This window comes from Endozoicomonas sp. 2B-B, assembly GCF_053470045.1.
This window is the reverse complement of sequence record NZ_JBLZMU010000001.1, coordinates 4758799-4778149: the sequence shown is the minus strand read 5'-3', so window position 1 is coordinate 4778149 and position 19351 is coordinate 4758799. Positions and strand designations below refer to the sequence as shown.

10 protein-coding genes are annotated in these 19351 nt (G+C 47.8%); all 10 read right to left on the bottom strand.

Features of this window, described 5'->3' with window-relative positions:
- Nucleotides 1-30: 30 nt before the first annotated feature.
- Nucleotides 31-2280: a tetratricopeptide repeat protein gene (locus ACOMHB_RS18595; RefSeq protein ID WP_448217736.1), complete on the bottom strand. Its 2250-nt coding sequence runs from the start codon at nucleotides 2278-2280 to the stop codon at nucleotides 31-33.
- Nucleotides 2281-2330: 50 nt separating this feature from the next.
- Nucleotides 2331-4466 carry a hypothetical protein gene (locus ACOMHB_RS18590; protein WP_448217735.1) on the bottom strand — a complete coding sequence of 712 codons (2136 nt, stop codon included), beginning with the start codon at nucleotides 4464-4466 and terminating at the stop codon, nucleotides 2331-2333.
- A gap of 49 nt (nucleotides 4467-4515) precedes the next feature.
- Nucleotides 4516-6816, bottom strand: a complete 2301-nt coding sequence (locus tag ACOMHB_RS18585) for a hypothetical protein (RefSeq protein ID WP_448217734.1) — start codon at nucleotides 6814-6816, stop codon at nucleotides 4516-4518.
- 67 nt (nucleotides 6817-6883) lie between these two features.
- A complete protein-coding gene (locus tag ACOMHB_RS18580; RefSeq protein ID WP_448217733.1) occupies nucleotides 6884-8995 on the bottom strand; it encodes a tetratricopeptide repeat protein in 2112 nt (703 codons plus the stop codon).
- Between the two features lie 66 nt (nucleotides 8996-9061).
- The gene (locus tag ACOMHB_RS18575; protein ID WP_448217732.1) at nucleotides 9062-11212 is read right to left on the bottom strand and encodes a tetratricopeptide repeat protein; all 2151 of its coding nucleotides are present in this window, start codon (nucleotides 11210-11212) and stop codon (nucleotides 9062-9064) included.
- A 108-nt stretch (nucleotides 11213-11320) separates the two neighbouring features.
- Entirely contained in the window at nucleotides 11321-13618 is a 2298-nt protein-coding gene (locus ACOMHB_RS18570; RefSeq protein WP_448217731.1) for a hypothetical protein, read from the bottom strand.
- Nucleotides 13619-14082: 464 nt separating this feature from the next.
- Nucleotides 14083-15066 carry a transposase gene (locus ACOMHB_RS18565; RefSeq protein WP_448217730.1) on the bottom strand — a complete coding sequence of 328 codons (984 nt, stop codon included), beginning with the start codon at nucleotides 15064-15066 and terminating at the stop codon, nucleotides 14083-14085.
- Between the two features lie 152 nt (nucleotides 15067-15218).
- Complete coding sequence (locus ACOMHB_RS18560; RefSeq protein ID WP_448217729.1) at nucleotides 15219-17636, bottom strand: hypothetical protein; 2418 nt, start codon at nucleotides 17634-17636, stop codon at nucleotides 15219-15221.
- Between the two features lie 227 nt (nucleotides 17637-17863).
- Complete coding sequence (locus tag ACOMHB_RS18555) at nucleotides 17864-18829, bottom strand: hypothetical protein (RefSeq protein ID WP_448217728.1); 966 nt, start codon at nucleotides 18827-18829, stop codon at nucleotides 17864-17866.
- Complete coding sequence (locus tag ACOMHB_RS18550; protein ID WP_448217727.1) at nucleotides 18807-19337, bottom strand: hypothetical protein; 531 nt, start codon at nucleotides 19335-19337, stop codon at nucleotides 18807-18809. The genes ACOMHB_RS18555 and ACOMHB_RS18550 overlap by 23 nt, the downstream gene beginning before the upstream one ends.
- Nucleotides 19338-19351: the final 14 nt, after the last annotated feature.

The window sequence follows — 19351 nt, the reverse complement described above, 5'->3', positions numbered from 1 at the left end:
TAACGGAGATAAAAGTTCATCTTGATCCATTTAGTCTGTGAGGTTTTTTATTTTCTGAAGGGCAGCTGATTCCATGCTTCGCCAGCTGTCGTTTTTGTTCTTCATTGCACGTAAGGGGTCAAGGGATTTTGATTTTAGGAACAGCTCCCGCCATACAGGCTCTGCTGCACCCATCATTCTCAGGCAGTGTGCTTTTTGCGAAAAAGCGCCAGCATTCGGAGGGTACTTCTCCAATGCTGATTCAACATGCTCAAGAGCCTTGTTAAGGTTATCGTCTCCTGACTTTGGGCCATCCTTTATTATTTGCCGACAAGCCAGAGTGAAATAGTGTAAGGAAGTTGCCAGTAGTTTATTGACGCTGTCCGGATACCGGGTCATCCTTTCCATAAACACTGATTGTCCAATCGATAAACACAATAGTGCTAATTCAAATTCATCCGAACGATACAAGGCGAAGCCACGACTAAGCAGTTTTTCTTCCGATTCATATTTGCCAAGCGCCTGCCAGGTCCGTGCCAGAGCCATGTCCAGCTCTTGAATCCCGGAAGGCTTGCACAGGATGTCCTCACTGTCTCTGGTGGATTTGCCACTCATATTCAGCAGCAGTCTTTCACTCTGTTCATGGTTGCCCATGACCTGCCAGAGTATCGCCAGAGCCAGATCAATAACATATTTTCCAGAGATCTTGCACAGATTCTCTTCACTGTCATCGGGGCGCTTGCCGGTCATGTTCAGCAGCAGTTTTTCAGCCAGTTTTGTTTTGCCGATCTCCTGCCAGAGTCGCACTCGGGTCAGGTCAATCTTATTATTCCCAGAGGGCTTGCACAGGATCTCCTCACTGTCATCGGGGCTCCTGTTAATCATGCTCAGCAGCAGTCTTTCAGACAGTTCATGTTTATCCATTATTTTCCAGAGTCGCACCAGAGCTATGTCAACTTCGTAATTCCCACAAGGCTGGCACAGGATCTCCTCGTCGTTATCGGGATTGATGCCAGTCATGGACAGCAGCAGTCTCTCAGATAGTTCATGTTTGCCTGAAATCTGCCAGTGTCGCACCAGCGTCAGGTCAATATCATGATTCCCACAAGGCTTGCACAGGATCTCCTCACTGTTATCAGGGTGCTTGCCACTCATCTTCAGCAGCAGCCTTTCGGCTCGTTGATATTGGCCCATTGTCTGCCAGAGTCGTGCCAGGGTCAGATGATAATCATATCTTCCAGAGGGCTTGTACAGAATCTCCTCACTGTTATCAGGGTGCTTGCCAATCACGTTCAGCAGCAGTCTTTCAGACCGTTCATATTGACCCATCGCTATCCAGAGTCGTGCCAGAGCCAGATCAATATCACGTTTTCCGGAGGAACTGCACAGGATCTCCTCACTGTCATCGGGATGCCTGCGAATCATGCTCAGCAGCGTGCTTTCAGCCCATTTATATTTGCCCATCGCCTGCCAGTGTATTGCCAGAGAGAGATTTACGGTATGAAGGTTTCTGTGCAGTGCCTTGACAATGGCAGCGGATGAGGCCGACTGCAACCTGATAATCAGCTTTGTTCTCAGTTTCATCACTAGTGTTTCAGCCGACATGTGCTTTTCCATCAACTGCCAAAGTCGTCCAATAGTCATATCAGCGCCAAAATTGTCAGAAGGCTCGCACAGGGACTGCTCATCGGCATCAGGCTTTTTGTTCCTCAGTCTCAAAAGTCGTTTTTCAGCATCAATATACTGCCCCAGCGCCTCTTCACATAGGCTCAGGGTCAGGTCAAGGCTATGAATGGTCGAGGCCCCGAAGTCATTGAGCGGTGCTTTCGACCTGAGTTCTTCCAGACGAGAGCAGGCCTCTTTCTGTTTTGTGTAGGTTTGCTCTTTTAGAGACCTTGCAAGCCCTATGACCAGGCTCTGGTGCTGCAATTTGCTTAAGCTGCTCTCGTTTTTGTCCAGGATGAGCCGGAAAGCTGCTTCTGCATCTATGAATTTTTTATTTGTCAGTGCTTCGAAAGCCTTGTTGATCGCTTCTGTAATGGCATCAGGACAGGAAACATTCGTCCTTTGCTGAAATGTCCGGGAAGCAAAGGTTTCATCTGCAGTGACTTGCCTGCCTGAAATAGTTGGGAGCCTGTTCGAATGACCATCAATACGTTGAGCTCGTTCAGCACGTGGAATAAACTCTGGCGCATCAGGGTTAAGGCTAGATGTATGCGCTGAACCTGACGCAGGATTCTGTGACGGTTGCGATGTCGTATTGGTTGTGGCGCTGGCTGTTGGTATGAATCCGTAACTCATGGCAATCAAAACTTCCAGGGAAAACTACGCTGTTGGACAAGTAACAGATATTAAAGTTCCTTATGATCCATTTGCTCTTTCAGACCCTGCAGCTTCTGAAGAGCAGCGGCTTCGCTGCTTCGCCATAAGTTAGTTTTATCTCTGCGTGCCCGGCTCAGATCAAGGAAGTTGGCTTTATTGAAATATTTCTGCCATTTCTGCGAATCGGTGCCCATCATTCTGAGACAATGTGCTTTTTGCGAAAAACCGCCCGCACTGGTGGGGTACTTTTCCAGCAGTGATTCCACAGTCACCAGGGCTAGAGTCAGGTTTTCTTTTCCTGACTCCGGGTCATCATTTATTATCTGCTCACAAGCCAAAGTGAAATAATGGATTGAGGTGGCCAGCAATGTATTGTCATTCTCCGGATAACGGCTAATCATTTCTATAAATCCTGGTTGCCCGCAAGAGAAGATCAAGAGTGTAAATTGACAATCTTTCGAATGATATAATTCACAGCAGTTCTCAATCAGTCTCCTGGCCAGCCCACGTTTGTCAATCTTCTCCCAGAGGTGGACCAGAGCCAGGTCAATGTCATGATTTCCGCAAGGTTTGCAGAGAATGTCTTCACTAGCATCGGGACGCTTGCCACTCATGTTCAGCAGCAGCTTCTCAGCCAGATGATTTTTGTCCGCTATCTCCCAATATCTCACCAGAGTCAGATCAATAGCATGATGGCCAGAGGGTTTGCACAGAATATCTTCACTGGCATCGGGATGCCTGCCACTTATGCTTAGCAGCAGCTTTTCAGACTGTTCGTATTTGTCCATCTTCTGCCAGAGTAGCGCCAGGGTCAGGTCAATCTCAGAGTGTCCGGAGGCTTTACACAGAATTTCCTCAAGGTTTTTGGGGTGTTTGCCACACATGCTCAATAGCAGCCACTCAGCCAATCTGTATTGACCCTCATGCTCCCAGTGTCGCGCCAGAGTCATGTCAGTCTCGTAATGCCCACAAGCCTGGCAAAGGAGGTATTCACTGGCTTTGGGGTGCTTTTTACTCATGTTCAGTAGCAGTATTTCAGTCAGATGAGGTTTTCCCATTAGCTCCCAGAGCACAGCCAGAGCCATGTTAATGTCATGTTGCCTGCAGGGTTTGCACAGTCTGTCCTCGCTTGCCTCAGGGAGCTTCCCACTCATGTTCAGCAGCAGCTTTTCAGTCGGTTGATATTTGCCCATGTCCTGCCAGAGTCTGGCCAGAGCCAGATTTACGTCGTGATCTTTGCAAGGCCTGCATAGCGTCTCCTCACTGGCACCGGGGTGTTTGTTACTCATCTTAAGCAACAGATCTTCAGCCAGTTCATATTTGTTCATCGCCTGCCAGAGTCGTGCGAGAGCGAGTTTTACGATATGGAGATATTTACGCAGTCTTTTTTTATTTGCAGCGGATCGGCTCCGCTTCAGCTCGCTTTTCAGCTGTTCTTCCATTTTCAGCAGGAGTCTTTCAGACTGTGTGTGTTTTTCCATAAGCTGCCATAGTCGTATATTGGCAATATCTGCGTCAAAATTGCCAGAAGGCTTGCAGAGGGTCTCTTTATCGGCATCGGGCTTGATGTTTCTCAGCGCTTGAAGTCGCATTTCAGCATCAGGGTAGCGTCCCAGCGCCTCTTCACATCGGCTCAGGGTCAGATCAAGGTTATGAATGGTCGAGGCCCCAAAGTCATTGAGCGATGCTTTCGATCTGAGTTCTTCCAGACGAGAGCAAGCCTCTTTCTGTTTTGTGAAGGTTTGCTCTTTTAGAGACCTTGCAAGCCCAATGACGACGTTCTGGTGCTCGGATCTACTTAAGATGCTCTCGTTTTTGTCCAGGATGAGCTGGAATGCTGCTTCTGCATCTATGAATTTTTTATTCATCAGTGCCTTGTAAGCGTTATCAATCTCTTCCTTAATGGCTTCAGGACGGCGGATATTCTTCCTTTGTTGAAATGTCCGGGGAGCAAAGGTTTCGTTTGCAGTGACCCGCCTGCCCGAAATAGTTGGGAGCCTGTTGGAACGATCATCAATACGTTGAACGCGTTCAGCACGTGGAATGAACACTGGAGCTTCAGGGTTAAGGTTAGAGGTATGCTCTGAACCTGTCGCACGATTCTGTGACGGTTGTGATGTCGTATTGCTTGTGGCGCTGGCTGTTGCTGTAAATCCGTAACTCATGGCAATCAAAACTTCCGGGAAAACTAGGCTCTTGGACAGTTAACGGATATTAAAGTTCCTTGTGATCCATTTGCGCTTTGAGCCCCTGCAGCTTCTGAAGAGCAGTAGCTTCGTTTCTTCGCCAAAATTCAGTTTTACGCACATGCCCACGGTTGATGTCGAGGGAAGTGGCTTTTTTGAAGTATTTCTTCCATTCCTCAACGGTGGCACCCATCATTCTGAGACAATGCGCTTTTTGTGAAAGACCGGCTGCACTGGTGGGGTACTTTTCCAGGAGTGATTCCACAGTCTCAAGGGCTTTACTCAGGTTTTTATTTCCTGACTCCGGTTCATCATTTGTTATCTGTCCACAAGCCAGAGTGAAATAATGGATTGAAGTGGCCAGCAATCTACTTTCACCTTCCGGATAGCGGCTAACCAGTTCCATAAATCCCGGTTGCTCGCAAGATGAGATCAGGAGTGTGAGCTGACACTCCTTGGATTGATATAACTCACTGCAATTTTTAATCAGCCTCTCTGCCAGCCGATGTTTGTCAATTATCTCCCAGACGCGAACCAGAGCCAGATCAATGTCATGACGTCCGCAAGGTTTGCAGAGAATGTCCTCACTGGCATCGGGATGCTTGCCACTCACGTTCAGCAGTAGCTTCTCAGCGAGATGATATTTTTTTGTTGTCTGCCAATATCTCACCAGGGCCAGATCGACAGCATGATGGCCAGAGGGTTGGCACAGAATATCCTCACTGGCATCGGGATGCTTGTTACTCATGTTCAGCAGCAGCTTTCCAGCCCGTTCGTGTTGGTCCGACTCCTGCCAGAGTATCACCAGGGACAGGTCAATCTCAGAGTGCCCGGAGGGTTTGCACAGAATTTCCTCAAGGTTATTGGGGTGTCTGCCACACATACTCAACAGCAGCCTTTCGGCCAATCTGTGTTTGCCCCCATGTTCCCAGTGATACGCCAGAGTTATGTCAATTTTGTAATGCCCACAAGCCTGGCAAAGGAGATATTCACTGGCTTTGGGGTCCTTGCCACTCAGGTTCAGTAGCAGTCTTTCAGTCAGATGATGTTTTCCTGTTACCTCCCAATTTCGTGCCTGAGTCAGATCAATATCAAGCTGTCCAGTGGGTCTGCACAGGATGCTGTCACCGGCATTGGAGGGCTTGTTACTCATGTTCAATAGCAGTTTTTCAGCCAGGTGATTTTTGCCCGACACCACCCAGTGCACAGCCAGAGCCATGTTAATGTCATGATGCCTGCAGGGTTTGCACAGTATGTCCTCGCTTGCATTGAGGGGCTTACCGCTCATGTTCAGAAGCAGCTTTTCAACCAGTTGATATTTGCCCATTTCCTGCCAGACTATTGCCAGAGTCAGATTCACGTTGCGATTTTCACAAGGCTTGCAGAGCACCTCTTCGCTGGCACCGGGGTGTTTGCCACTCATGTTCAGCAGCAGACCTTCAGCCTTTTCATAATGGCTTTTCCCCTGCCAGAGTCGCACCAGAGCAATTTTTACGATATGGAGGTATTTATCCAGTCTTTCGGTAGTTTCAGTGGAAGTTACAGTGGATTGTCTCCACTTCAGCTCGGTTATCAGCTTTTTTTCCATGTTCAGCAGGAGTGTTTCAGCCAGTGTGTGTTTTTTCATAAGCTGCCATAGTCGTGTACTAGCGATGTCAGCGTTAAAATTGTCAGAAGGCTTGCACAGGGTCTCCTCATCGGCATCCGGCTTGATGTTTCTCAATGCTGTAAGTCGTGCATCAGCATCAGCGTACTGTAGAAGTGCCTGTTCACAGAGACTCAGGGTCAGATCAAGATCAGGAATGGTCGAAGCCCCGTGCGCAGTGAACCTTCCCTTCAACCTGAGCTCTTTCAGAAGAGAGCAGGCTTCTTTCTGTTTTTCGTGGGTTTGCTCTTTGAGCGACCTTGCAAGTCCTATCGTCAGGTTTTTCCATTCGCGATCACTCAGTTTGTTCTTGTCTTCCTTCAAGATGGTCCGAAATGCTTCTTCTGCATTGCTGAATTTTTGTTTGCTCAGCTCTTTAAAGGCGTCATTGATTTTTGCTTTTTTAGCACTCTTGGGTGGTGTCGCACTATCGCTTTGCTGAAACGTTTGTAGTGAAGGGTTTTGGCTTGCCTTTGTTTGCCGGTCCCTGATATTTGATCTGTCAGGATATTGGTGACCACGTTGAGCATGCGGACAACGCGGAATAAACGTTGGAACGTTCGTGCGTGCGGAAGATTGGCTCTTTTCGGTCGCATCCCGATGTGAACCTGACGCACGATACCCTGGCGGTTGTATTGTCGAACTGGCCGTGGTGCCGGTGGTTGCTGTTAATCCGTAGCTCATAAGTCACACAACATACTTTTAAAGTTATGCCTTTGGACAGCAAACGGATCTGAAAGTTCATTGATATCTATTTGACCTGTGAGGCCAGCACCTTTTGAAGAGCAGTGGCTTCGTTGCCTCGCCAAAAATCAGTTTTACTCCTGTAGGCCCGTCCGGGGTCAAGGGATTCTGCTCTGTTAAACCATTCCCTCCATTCTTGCTCACTTCTACCCAGCATTCTGAGACAATGCCCTTTTTGTGAATAAGCTCCCGAATTGACAGGGTATTTTTCCAGTGCCGATTCAACAATCTCAAGCGCCTTCATAAGGTGATCGCTGCCTGCCTTTGGGTCATCATTTGTTATATGCTCACAAGCCAGACTGAAATAATGGATTGAGGTAACCAGCAAGGTATTGGCACTTTCCGGATAGCGGCTGATCATTTCCAGAAATCCCGCTTTCCCGGCAGACAAGCCCAACAGGGTTAATTGACATTCATCCGAATGATATAACTCACAGCAACGCCTGGATAGTCTTTCAGCCTCTTCAAATTTGCCCATAACGGTCCATAGTCTTATCAAAGCCAGGTCAATCTGTTGATTCCCGGAAGGTTTGAACAGGCTGTCTTCATCGGCATTGAGGTGCTTGCCACTCATGTTCAGCAGCAGACTTTCAGACAGTTCAAATTTGTTCATATTCTGCCAGAGTCGTGCCCGGGTCAGGTCAATGTTATGATGCCCGAATGGCTTGCACAACTCTTCCGCAATAGCTCCGGGGGGCTTGCCAATCATCTTCAGCATCAGCTGTTCAGACCATTGATATTTGCCCATCATTTGCCAGAGTCTCACCCGAGCCAGGTCAATTTCCATGTTCCCACAGGGGCTGCACAGGCTGTCTATACTGGCACCGGGATGCTTGCCAGTCATGTTCAGCAGGAGTTTTTCAGCGAGTGTATATTTGCCAACAACCTCCCAATATCGCACCAGAGTCAGATCAATCTCATGGTGCCAGCAAGGCTTGCAAAGTTCTTCCTCGCTGGCATCAGGATGCTTGCCACTCATTTTCAGCAGCAGCTTTTCAGCCAATTGATTGTTGCCCACCTGCTCCCAATATCGCATCAGAGCCAGGTCAGTCAGATAATTCCCACAGGGGGTGCAAAGGGTCTCCTCGTTGGCATCAGGGGGCTTGTTACTCATGTTCAGCAGCAGTTTTTCAGTTCGTTTATGTTTGCCGACAGTCTGCCAAAGTCGCGCCAGGGTCAGGTCAAGGTCGTTCTGCCCAGAGGGTTTACACAGTTCTTCTTCACTGTTATTGGGGTTCTTGCCACTCACGTTCAGCAACAGCTCTTCAGCCAATTTATATTGGCCCGTCTGCTCCCACTTTCGCACCAAAACAATATTTACGGTACGGAGTTTTTGATGCAGTTTTTCAACAGCAGCAGCGGATTGCTTCTGCTGCAGCTTTTCAGTCAGCCTTGTTTTCATATTTAGCAGGAGTGTTTCAGTCAGCGTGTGTTTTTCCACAAGCTGCCAAACTCGTGTAATAGTCATATCAGCGTCAAAATCGTCAGAAGGCTCGCACAGTGCTTTCACATCGGCATCGGGCTTTTTGTTTCTCATTCTTAAAAGTCGTGTTTCTGCATCAAGGTATCGTCCCAGTGCCAGTTCACTTCGGCTCAGGGTCAGGTCAAGGTTATGAATGATCGAGGCCCCGAACTCATTGAGCGGTGCCTTCGATCTGAGCTCTTTCAGAAGGGAACATGCTTCTTCCTGTTTAGCCCGGGTTTGTTCATTCAGAGACCTGGCAAGCCCTATGTGCATCTTTTGGTAGTCGTATTGGCTCAGTACGTCCTGGTCTATGCATAAGATGGATTGAAATGCCACTTCTGCACTTCTGAATTTTTGTGTTTTCAGTGCATCGTAAGCGTCATTTATCCTTTTTACCGTATCATCAGGGTATGTTGGTTTCTCTCTCCATCGATGAAACTTCTGAAGTACATCGGTTTTGCGTTCAGTGGCTTGTCGGTGTCTGATATTTGAGGGGGTGTTCCATTGATCAGCACCCTGATTACGAGGAACAAACGGAGCGGCTTCCGGGTTTAAGGTAAATCGACGTTCTGTTGTTACAGAATCTGCATTCTGTGGCGGTTGCGGTGTCGCACTGGTCGCAGGGTTGGTGATTGGAGGTAGTCCGTAACTCATAGCAATCTAAAATGATTGGGAACTTATGCTCTTGGACGGCAAACGGGTCTGAAAGTTCACTGATATCTATTTGACCTGTGAGGCCAGCACCTTTTGAAGAGCGGTAGATTCGTTGCTTCGCCAAAAATGACTTTTAACCTTATATACCCGAGCGGGGTCAATAGCTTCTGCTCTGCCAAAGCATTCTAGCCATTCTTGCTCACTTCTGCCCTGCATTCTGAGACAATGCGCTTTTTGCGAATAAGCTGCCGCATTGGAAGGGTACTTTTCCAGTAACGATTCAAGAATCTCAAGCGACTTATTAAGGTTATCGTTTCCTGCCTCCGGACCTTCTTTTATTATCTGCTCACAAGCCAGTTTGAAATAGTGGATTGAGGTAGCCAGCAGGGTGTTGGCACTTTCCGGATAGTGACTAATCATTTCCATAAATTCGGGCCACCCGGAAGATAGGGTTAAGAGCATATACTCACATTCATTCGTCTGATACAAATCACGGCAACGCCTGAGCAGCCTTTGAGCCCATTTATTTCTGCCTATCATTTCCCAGGAGCATACCAGAGCCAGATCAATGTCATGATGACCACAGGGTCTGCACAGGCTTTCCTCACTGTCATTGAGAGATTTGTTACAAATATTCAGCAACAGTCTTTCAGTTTGTTCAGGTTTACCCATCACCTGCCAGAGTCGCGCCCGAGCCATGTCAATATCATAATTTCCACTGGGCTCATACAGGATCTCCTCAATGTCACTGGGGTGCGTGCCAATCATGTTCAACAGCAGTTTTTCAGCTCGTTTATATTTGCCTGTATTCTGCCAGTGTCGTACCAGACTCAGATCAATGACGTGCTGCCAGCAGGGCGCGCACAGAATCTCTTCTCTGGCATCGGGATGCTTGCCACTCATGTTCAGCAGCAGTTTTTCAGCCAATTTATATTTGCCGATCTGCTCCCAATATCGCACCAGAGCCAAGTCTGTTTGACCATTCCCACAGGGCTTGCAAAGGGTCTCCCTGTTGGCACCTGGATGCTTGCCACTCATGTTCAACAGCAGTCTTTCAGCTCGTTTATGTCTGCCAATTATCTGCCAGAGCCGTGCCAGAGTCAGATCAAGGTCATGATCTCCACACGACCCGCAGAGGGTCTCCTCGTTGTCATTGGGGTTCTTGCCACTTATATTCAGCAACAGTTTTTCGGCCAGCTCATTTTTGTCCATCATTTCCCAGATTCGCACCAGAGCCAGATCAATGCTTCGCTGGCCAGTGGGTTTGCACAGAATCTCCTCAGGGTCATCGGGACGCTTGTGACTTGTTTTCAGTAGCAGCTCTTCAGACTGGTGATGTTTGTCCATCAACTGCCAGATTCGTCCCAGAGCCACATTGACGGTATCGAGGTATTTATGCAGTTTTGATGTATCAGGAATGTATGGTTTTGACTGCAGCTCGTTAATCAGCTCTGCTTGTATGTTCATCAGGAGTGCTTCAGCCAGCCTGTGTTTGCCCATAGACTGCCATAGTCGGGCATTAGTAATGTCTGCAGCATAATGGCGAGAAGGTTTGCACAGGACCTCCTCATTGGCATTGCACCTTTTCTCTCTCAGTCTCAAAAGTCGTAGTTCGGCATCAAAGTGCCTTCCAAGTGCCTCTTCACAGAGGCTCAGGGTCAGATCAAGGTGATAAGTGGTCGAAGCCCCGAAGCTGGTGAATGTTCCATCTAACCTGAGTTCTTCCAGAATAGAGCAGGCTTCTATCTGTTTTTCGAAGGTTTGCTCTTTTAGCGATCTTGCAAGACCGATGGTTATGTTTTGCTTATCGAATGAACTCAGTATGCCCTGGTTTTTGTGTAAGATGATCCGGAATGCTTTTTCTGCCTCTGTGAAATTTTTGTTATTGAGTATTGCGAAAGCATCACTGACCTCTTCCTCAATAGCTTCAGGAGATGAGCTCTTAGTGCCCGGGTGAAAGGTCCGGGGAGTAACCCCCTGGTATTCAGAGGCCTGACGGTCTGAAAGAGTTGAGAGTATGTTCGAACGTTCTTGTACACCTTGATGAAGTCGCCTGCCTGGAATAAACGTTGGCGCTTCCGGATTTAAGGTAAGCCTGCGCCCTGTTGTTGCAGCCGCATCTGAACCTGACGCACCATACTGTGACCGTTGCGATGCCAAAGTGGTCGTTGAGTTCGAACTTGTGGTAGCACTGGTTGTTGGTAATCCGTAACTCATAGCCATTTAAACTCTCTGGAAAACATTACCCCGTCTGCCTGGAGGTGACACCTTCAGGCAGACGGGGTAGTCGTTGGACAGTCAATGGACAAAAAAGTTCATGGCTATCTACTTAACCTGTGAGGCCAGTAACTTTTGCAGAGCAGTGGTTTCGTTGCTTCGCCAAAAATCAGTTTTAACCTTATATGCCCGGCCGGGGTCGATGATTTCTGCTCTGTTAAACCATTCCCTCCATTCTTGCTCACTGCTTCCCAGCATTCTGAGACAATGCGCTTTTTGTGAATAAGCTCCCGCATTGAAAGGGTATTTTTCCAGTGCCGATTCAATAATCTCAAGTGCCTTCATCAGGTTATCGTTTCCTGACTTCGGACCTTTTTCTGCTATCTGTTCACACGCCAGGCTGAAATAATGGATCGAGGTAACCAGCAAGGTATTGGCACTTTCCGGATAGTTGCTAATCATTTCCATAAATCCTGCCTGCCCTGCAGATAAAGCTAACAGCGTATATTCACATTCATTCGTTTGATACATATCACGGCAACGCCTGAGCAGTATTTCAGCCCATTTATGTTTGCCTGTCTTTGCCCAGACACATACCAGAGCCAGATCAATGTCATGATGACCAGTGGGCTTGCAGAGGCTTTCTTCACTGACATTGAGGGACTTGCTACTCATGTTTAGCAATAGCCTTTCAGTCCGTTCAGGTTTATCCATGATCTGCCAGAGTCGCGCCCGAGTCAGGTCAAGATCATTATGTCCACTGGGCTCACACAGGATCTCTTCAGTGTTATTGGGTTGCATGCCAATCATGTTCAACAACAGTCTTTCACTCAGGTGATATTTGCCCACAACCTCCCAAAATCGCACCAGAGTCAGATCAATGACATAATTCCAGCAGGGCTTGCACAGAATCTCTTCACTGGCAACGGGATGCTTCCCACTCATGTTCAACAGCAGCTTTTCAGCTAATTTATATTTGCCCGTCAGCTCCCAATGTCGAACCAGAGCCAGGTCAATTTCATGATTCCCAGTGAGCTTGCACAGTTCATTCTCGCTGGCACAAGAGTGCTTTTTACTCATGTTTAGCAGCAGCTTTTCAGCTCTTTGAAGTTTGTATAACTTCTGCCAGAGTCGCACCAGAATGAGATCAGTGTCATGATGCCCACAGGGCTTACACAGGACCTCCTCATCGTCATTGAGGTGCTTACAACTCATGTTTAACAGCAGTTTTTCAGCCAGCTTATTTTTGTCTGTCTGTTCCCAGGTTCGCACCAGAGCCAAGTCAATGCCTTGATGGCCAGTGGGCCTGCACAGAATCTCCTCACTGTCATCGGGATGCTTGCGACTCATGCTCAGCAGCAGTCTCTCAGCCCGTTCACGCTTGTCACAATCCAGCCAGATAATAACCAGAGCCAGGTCAATGTCTTTACGATCGGAGTGCTTGCAGAGCTTGTCCTCATTGTCATCGGAGCGCTTGCCAATCATTTCGAGAAGAAGCTCTTCAGATTGTTGATGCTTGTTCATCAACGGCCAGATCCTTCCCAGAGCCAAATTGACGGTATCAAGGTATTTACGCAATCTTGCTGCTTTAGGCGCGTATAGTGTTTTCTGCAGCTCGTTAATCAGCTCTGTCTTTATGTTCAGTAAGAGTGTTTCAGCCAGCGTGTGTTTGCCCATAGACTGCCAGAGTCGGGCATTGGAAATATCTGCGGCATAGTAGCGAGAAGACTTGCACAGCTGGTTCTCATCGGCATTGCGATTTTTTCTTCTCAGTCTCAAAAGTCGTCTTTCGGCTGCAAAGTTCCTTCCAAGTGCCTCTTCACAGCGGCTCAGGGCCAGATCAAGGTTATGAATGGTTGAAGCCCCGAACCTGGTGAATCTTCCATCTAGCCGGAGTTCTTCCAGAATAGAGCAGGCTTCTTTCCGTTTTTCGAAGGTTTGCTCTTTTAACGATTTTGCAAGACCTATGGTTATGTCCTGCTTCTCGGATGAACTCAGTAGGCCCTGGTATTTGTGTAAGATGAGTCGGAATGCTTTTTCTGCCTCTATGAAATCTTTATTATTGAATATTGCGTAAGCCTCATTGATATTTTTCTCAATAGCTTTAGAAGAGGGTCTTTTCGCCACTGGTTGAAACGTCCGGGGAGTATGCCCCCGGTATGCAGTTGCTTGCCGGCCTGAAATATTTGAGGATCTGTTCGACGGTTGATGAACATCTTTTAGAAGTTGGGCTCGCGGAGCAAGAGATTTAGCTTCCCGGTCTGAGGTAGATGGTTGTTTTTTTACCGCATCAGCATATGAACCTGACGCACAATACTGAGACGGTTGCGATGTCACAGTGCCCGGACTGGTCGTGGTGCCCGAACTCGCGGCAGCACTGGTTGTTGTTGGTAATCCGTAACTCATAGCCATTGAAACTCTCTGGAAAATGGGTACCCCGTTTGCCTGAATGTGTTGCCTGAAGACAGAAGAGGTAGTTTTTGGACAGTCAACGGACAAAAAAGTTCAGGGTTATCTATTTAACCTGTGAGGCCTGCACCTTTTGAAGAAAATAAGACACCCATTAAATAAATAAGACATTTAAAAACTGTATTCCCAAAAAAGGATCTGAAAACCTATCTTCGAATAGCCTATCAGCGAGCCACACAGGAGGAAAAATAAGACATCCATTAAATAAATAAGACATTTAAAAACTGTATTCCCAAAAAAGGATCTGAAAACCTATCTTCGAATAGCCTATCAGCGAGCCACACAGGAGCATTCGACGAACAGAGGCTGCTCGAGCCATGTTCAGACGACACAAACTTATTCCGACTTAAAGTCGAGGAGGGATAAAGAGAAAGTGTTTAATTTCTTAACTGACTTCTACGCTAACTTGTCAGATACAACCGCCTGCAGGCGTTTAAACCTCGAAGCCACTTCTGTCCAACTTCAAGTGCAAAGGCCTTCATCGCTTCCAGACGGCCAACTGCCCGATAAAAACGATTATTCCATTGCATGGTTTTCAGCCACTCATCCGGATCAATTTCCAATCTTTCAAGAATCGGAGGGGTGCACGACGGGATGGAACCTTTCTTGTCTGTTCTGACAATGCGACCACTCCAGTCAACCAGTTCCAGATAGTCGTGAAGAAGGTAGGGAAGGGCAACGTCCGTATTCTGGCCCTGCAAACAGAAAGGTTTCAGCGTCAGTGGCTGCCTTTTGGTCTCAGAATGTGCAATCTGCTCCACTCGTTCCTGAATCGACGTGTAGTCCGACTCTTCGGGTGTTTCTACCTTTCCTGCCCGAATCGGATTCAAGTCAACGTAGGTCATGCAGGTCAGTAACGCTGCTTCGTCCAGCAATGCCTGGCTTTTAAAGCGTCCTTCCCAGAAGCGTCCTTTACACTCGTCTTCTTTGTTGGCCTCACGAGCAAGATGTTCATTCAGGCAGCGCATAAACCAGCTGATATCCGTTAAACGACGCCGGTATTCCTCAGCATATTCATCAATACGGGCCAATTCAGCGCTGCCCAGTTTGTCAGCGGCCAGATGCCTTTGCACCAGAAGTGGGCCTGTAAACAAGGTCGTCCAACGGTGAAGCACTTCATTCCGTGACCAGCCTCTGGCAGATGACTGATTGATGTGCAAAACCACGTGATAATGATTCGACATGACAGCGTAAGCGCAGACTTCGATAGCAAAGACTGAAACCAGTTCCCGAAGTTTATCCACCACCCACTGGCGGCGATGCTCGTAGTTCTTGCCAGTCAGATGGTTCTCTCCACAGAGGTAGGCTTGACGAACACATCTTGCCATGCAGTGGTAATAAGGCGTTGAGCCGGGATCAATCAGGGTGTTGCGAGCTTGGGCCATGAACTCACCTGTCTGGGCAAAAAATCAGTTGTAGGTGAAAAGTAGACTAGGTGGATGGTAAAGCAAATTTATGGGTGTCTTTTTTTTCTTTTCTTGTCTTTTTTTCTCTTCGGCTGGACAGTCGGTGGACATAAAAGTTCATGGCTATCTATTTAAACTTTGAGACTGCGCAACTTCAGCAGAGCGGTGGCTTCGTTGTTTCGCCACAAATCAGTTTTCTCTTTATAAAGCCGACCGGGGTCAAGGGATGCTGCTTTTTCAAACCATTCCCTCCATTCTTGCTCACCTCTGCCCAGCATCCTGAGACAATGCGCTTTTTGCGAATAAGCTCCCGTGTATAGAGGGTACTTTTTCAGTATTGACTCAACAATCTCAAGCGCCTTTTCAAGGCTATCCTTTCCTGACTCCGGGTCGTCATTTGTTATCTGCTTACAAGCCAGGTTGAAATAGTGGATCGAGGTGACCAGCAAGGTATTGGCAGTTTCTGGATAGTTGCCAATCATTTCCATAAATCCTGCTTGCCCCGCAGAAAAACATAACAGCGTATATTCACATTCGTTCGTATGATACAAGTCACAGCAACGCCTGAGCAGCCTTCCAGCCCATTCATGTTTGCCCATCATCTCCCAGAGTCGTACCAGAGCCAGGTCAATGTCATGTTGGCCAAAGGGTATGCAAAGGCTTTCTTCACTGTCATTGGCGGACTTGCCACTCATGTTCAGTAGCAGTTTTTCAGCCAGCTCATGTTTTTCCAGTTTTTCCCAGAGTAGCACCAGAGCCAGGTCAATCTCGTTATGGCCACAGGCCCTGCATAGTTCTTGTTCACTGGCACAGGAGGACTTGCCACTCATGTTCAACAGCAGTTTTTCAGACCATTTATATTTGCCCATGACATCCCATTGTCGCACCAGGGTCAGATCAATGACATTTTTCCAGCAAGGCTGAAACAGAATCTCTTCACTGGCACCGGGTTGCTTGCCACTCATGTTCAGCAGTAGTCTTTCAGCCCGTTCATGTTTGCCCATTATCTGCCATAGTCGTGCCAGAGCCAGATCAATGTCATGATGACCAGAGGGTTTGCACAGGCTTTCCTCACTGTCATTGAGGGGCTTGGCACTCATGTTCAGCAGCAGTCTTTCAGCTCGTTCAGTTTTATCCATTTCCTGCCAGATTCTCGCCCGAACCAAGTCAATATCATGATGTCCGCTGGGCTCACACAGGATGTCCTCATCGTCATCGGGGTGCTTGTGAATCATGTTCAACAGCAGTCTTTCACTCAGGCTATGTTTGCCATTAGCCGCCCAATGTCGCACCAGTGTCAGGTCAATTTTAGTCTGCCAGCAGGGCTTGCAGAGAATCTCTTCACTGGCATCGGGATGTTTGCCACTCATTTTCAGCAGCAGCTTTTCAGCCAATTTATTTTTGCCTGTCAGTTCCCAATGCCTTACCAGAGTCAGATCAATGTCATGCTTACGGCAGGGTTTGCACAGTTCTTCCTCGCTGGCACCGGGGCACTTACCACTCATGTTCAGCAGCAGCTTTTCAGCACGGTTATTTTTGCCTTTTATCTGCCACAGTCGTACGAGGGTCAGGTCAGTGTCAAGATGCCCACAGGGCTTGCACAGAGCCTCCTCACTGTCATTGGGATGCTTGCGACTCATGATCAGCAGCAGTTTTTCAGCCGATTCATGTTTATTTATCACTTCCCAGAGTCGCACCAGCGCCATATTTACGCTGTCGAGGTATTTCTGCAGCTTTGGTGCAATTGCAGCGGAGCGTTCTGACTGCAGCCTTTCGATCAGATCTGCTTTGATGTTCAGCAGGAGCCTTTCAGCCTGAGTGTTTTTGCCCATAGACTGCCACAGTCGGGCATTATTAATATCTGCGGGATAATAGCGAGAAGACTTGCACAAGGCTCTCTCATTGGCATTGGGACTTACTCTTCTCAGTTTCAAAAGTCGTCTTTCAGCCTCAAGTTGCTTTCCAAGGGCCTCTTCGCAAAGACTCAGGGTCAGGTCAAGGTTACAAATGGTCGAAGCCCCAAACCAGCTGAGTTTACCTTCCAACCTGAGTTCTTCCAGAAGAGAGCAGGCTTCTATCTGTTTTTCGCGGGTTTGCTCTTTTAGTGATCTTGCAAGCCCTACGGTTGTGTTCTCCTTTTCGAACGTAGTCAGTTCGCCCCAATTGTCGGTTAAGATGATCCGGAATGCTTTTTCTGCACCTATGAAATTTTGATTATTGAGTATTGCGTAAGCACTATCGATCTCTTTTGCAATCAGTTGTGAAGAGGCTTCCCTGACAGCTGGTTGAAACGGACGGGAAGTAGACTTCCGGTTTGCAGTTACTTGTCGTTCTGAAATATTTGCAGCCCTGTTCGAACGTTTGTGAACACCATGATGATGCGGAGCACTTGGAATAAACGTTCGAGTTCTCCTGTTAAAGGTAAATCCAGTCTCTGTTGTCGCAGGGGTATCAGTACCTGACGCACAATCCTGTTTCGGTTGTGATGCCGTAGTGGTCGAGGTGCCCGAATTTGCGGCGGCACTGGTTGTTGTTAATCCGTAATTCATAGCCATTTAAACTCTCTGGAAAGCGGTACACCTGTCTGAATGTGACAGGTTCAGGCAGTGGGGTAATGGTTGGACAATCAATGGACATAAAAGTTCACGCTCATGTCTGAACCAGTACCGTTTGAAGAGCCGCGTATTCGTTGCTTCGCCAGGCGTCTGTTTTACCCTTATATTTGCGGGCGGAGTCAAGGGCATTGGCTTTTTGGAAGTATTCCCCCCATTCTTGCTCATTTTTCCCCATCATTCTGAGACAGTGCGCTTTTTGTGAATAAGCTCCAGCAGTCAGGGTACCTCTCAAGTGTTAATTCCACATGCTCAAGCGCCTTAATGAGGTTTTCCTCTCCTGACTTGGGACTGGCTTCTGATATCTCCTTACACGCCAGTGCAAAATAATGGATTGAGATAACCAACAACTGATTGGCACTTTCCGGATACCTGTTAATCACCTCCATAAAGCTTGCTTTCCCGACAGATAAGGACAAATGTGATAATTCACATTCATCGGAATGGTATAAGTCACAGCAACGCTCAATCAGTTTTTCAGCCTGTTTATCTTTGTCGATCATCTGCCAGAGGCGTACCAGAGCCAGATCAATATCATGATTCCCGCAAGGCATGCACAGGCTGTCCTCACTGTCGTTGAGGTGCTTGTTGCTCATGTTCAGCAGCAGCCCTTCAGTTAGATGATGTTTGTTTTCTATCTCCCAATGCAGCGCCAGAGCCAGGTCAATGTCATTGTTTCCACAGGGCCTGCAAAGTTCTTCTATAGCGGCATCGGGGCGCTTGTTACTCATGTTCAGCAGCAGCCTTTCGGCCCGTTGATATTGGCCCATTAGCTCCCAGAGTCGTGCAAGAGCCAGATCAATCTCATGTTTTCCAGAGGGCTTGCACAGGATCTCCTCAGTGTCATCGGGGTGCTTGTAAATGACATTGAGCAAGAGTTTTTCACTCAGTTGATGTTTGCCTGTCTCCTGCCAGAGAAGCGCCAGAGCCAGATTGAATTCGGGGTGCACAGAGGGTGTACAGAGGCTCTCGATACCGTCTTTGGAGTCTTTGCCACTCATGTTGAGCAGCAGTTTTTCAGCCCATTCATATTTACCCATCACCTGCCAGTGTCGTACCAGGTCTATGTCATGATGCCCAGAGGGTTTGCAAAGGGTCTCGATACTTTCATCGAGGTGCTTGCCACCCATGTTCAGCACCATGCACCCTGAGTTCTTCCAGACGAGTAAGGGCTTCTTTCTTCTTTTCCGAGGTTTGTTCTTTCAGCGATCTTGCAAGCCCTATGACGGTTCTCTGGTGGTCGAATTCATTCAGTTGTTCATCTTGCAAGATGGTCTGGAATGCTGCTTCTGCATTTATGTAATCTTGTTTTTTTAATAGTTTGAAAGCGCTATTGATCCTTTTAGCCGTTTCAGGACAGGATTTATTCACCCTTTGGTGGAACGTCCCGGGAGACGGCCACTGGTATGCCTTTGCTCGCCGGTCCAGGATATTTGAGGGTGCGCCAGGATCTTCCTGAACAGGTTGCATCCGTGGAACAAACGCTGGCGCTTTCGGGTTTAATTTAAACGGAGGCTTTGTTGTTTCAGTGGTGGCATTTGAACCTGAGGCACAATATTGCAGCGGCTGAGATCTGGCAACGGTTGCGGTGCACGAAAGGGGCGCGGAACGGGTTGTTGTTGGTAATTCGTAATTCATAGCCTCATTAATTC

Coding starts and splice junctions, on each gene's coding strand:
- ACOMHB_RS18595 (WP_448217736.1), bottom strand. CDS start 2,280: ATGAGTTACGGATTCATACCAACAGCCAGCGCCACAACCAATACGACA.
- ACOMHB_RS18590 (WP_448217735.1), bottom strand. CDS start 4,466: ATGAGTTACGGATTTACAGCAACAGCCAGCGCCACAAGCAATACGACA.
- ACOMHB_RS18585 (WP_448217734.1), bottom strand. CDS start 6,816: ATGAGCTACGGATTAACAGCAACCACCGGCACCACGGCCAGTTCGACA.
- ACOMHB_RS18580 (WP_448217733.1), bottom strand. CDS start 8,995: ATGAGTTACGGACTACCTCCAATCACCAACCCTGCGACCAGTGCGACA.
- ACOMHB_RS18575 (WP_448217732.1), bottom strand. CDS start 11,212: ATGAGTTACGGATTACCAACAACCAGTGCTACCACAAGTTCGAACTCA.
- ACOMHB_RS18570 (WP_448217731.1), bottom strand. CDS start 13,618: ATGAGTTACGGATTACCAACAACAACCAGTGCTGCCGCGAGTTCGGGC.
- ACOMHB_RS18565 (WP_448217730.1), bottom strand. CDS start 15,066: ATGGCCCAAGCTCGCAACACCCTGATTGATCCCGGCTCAACGCCTTAT.
- ACOMHB_RS18560 (WP_448217729.1), bottom strand. CDS start 17,636: ATGAATTACGGATTAACAACAACCAGTGCCGCCGCAAATTCGGGCACC.
- ACOMHB_RS18555 (WP_448217728.1), bottom strand. CDS start 18,829: ATGGGTGGCAAGCACCTCGATGAAAGTATCGAGACCCTTTGCAAACCC.
- ACOMHB_RS18550 (WP_448217727.1), bottom strand. CDS start 19,337: ATGAATTACGAATTACCAACAACAACCCGTTCCGCGCCCCTTTCGTGC.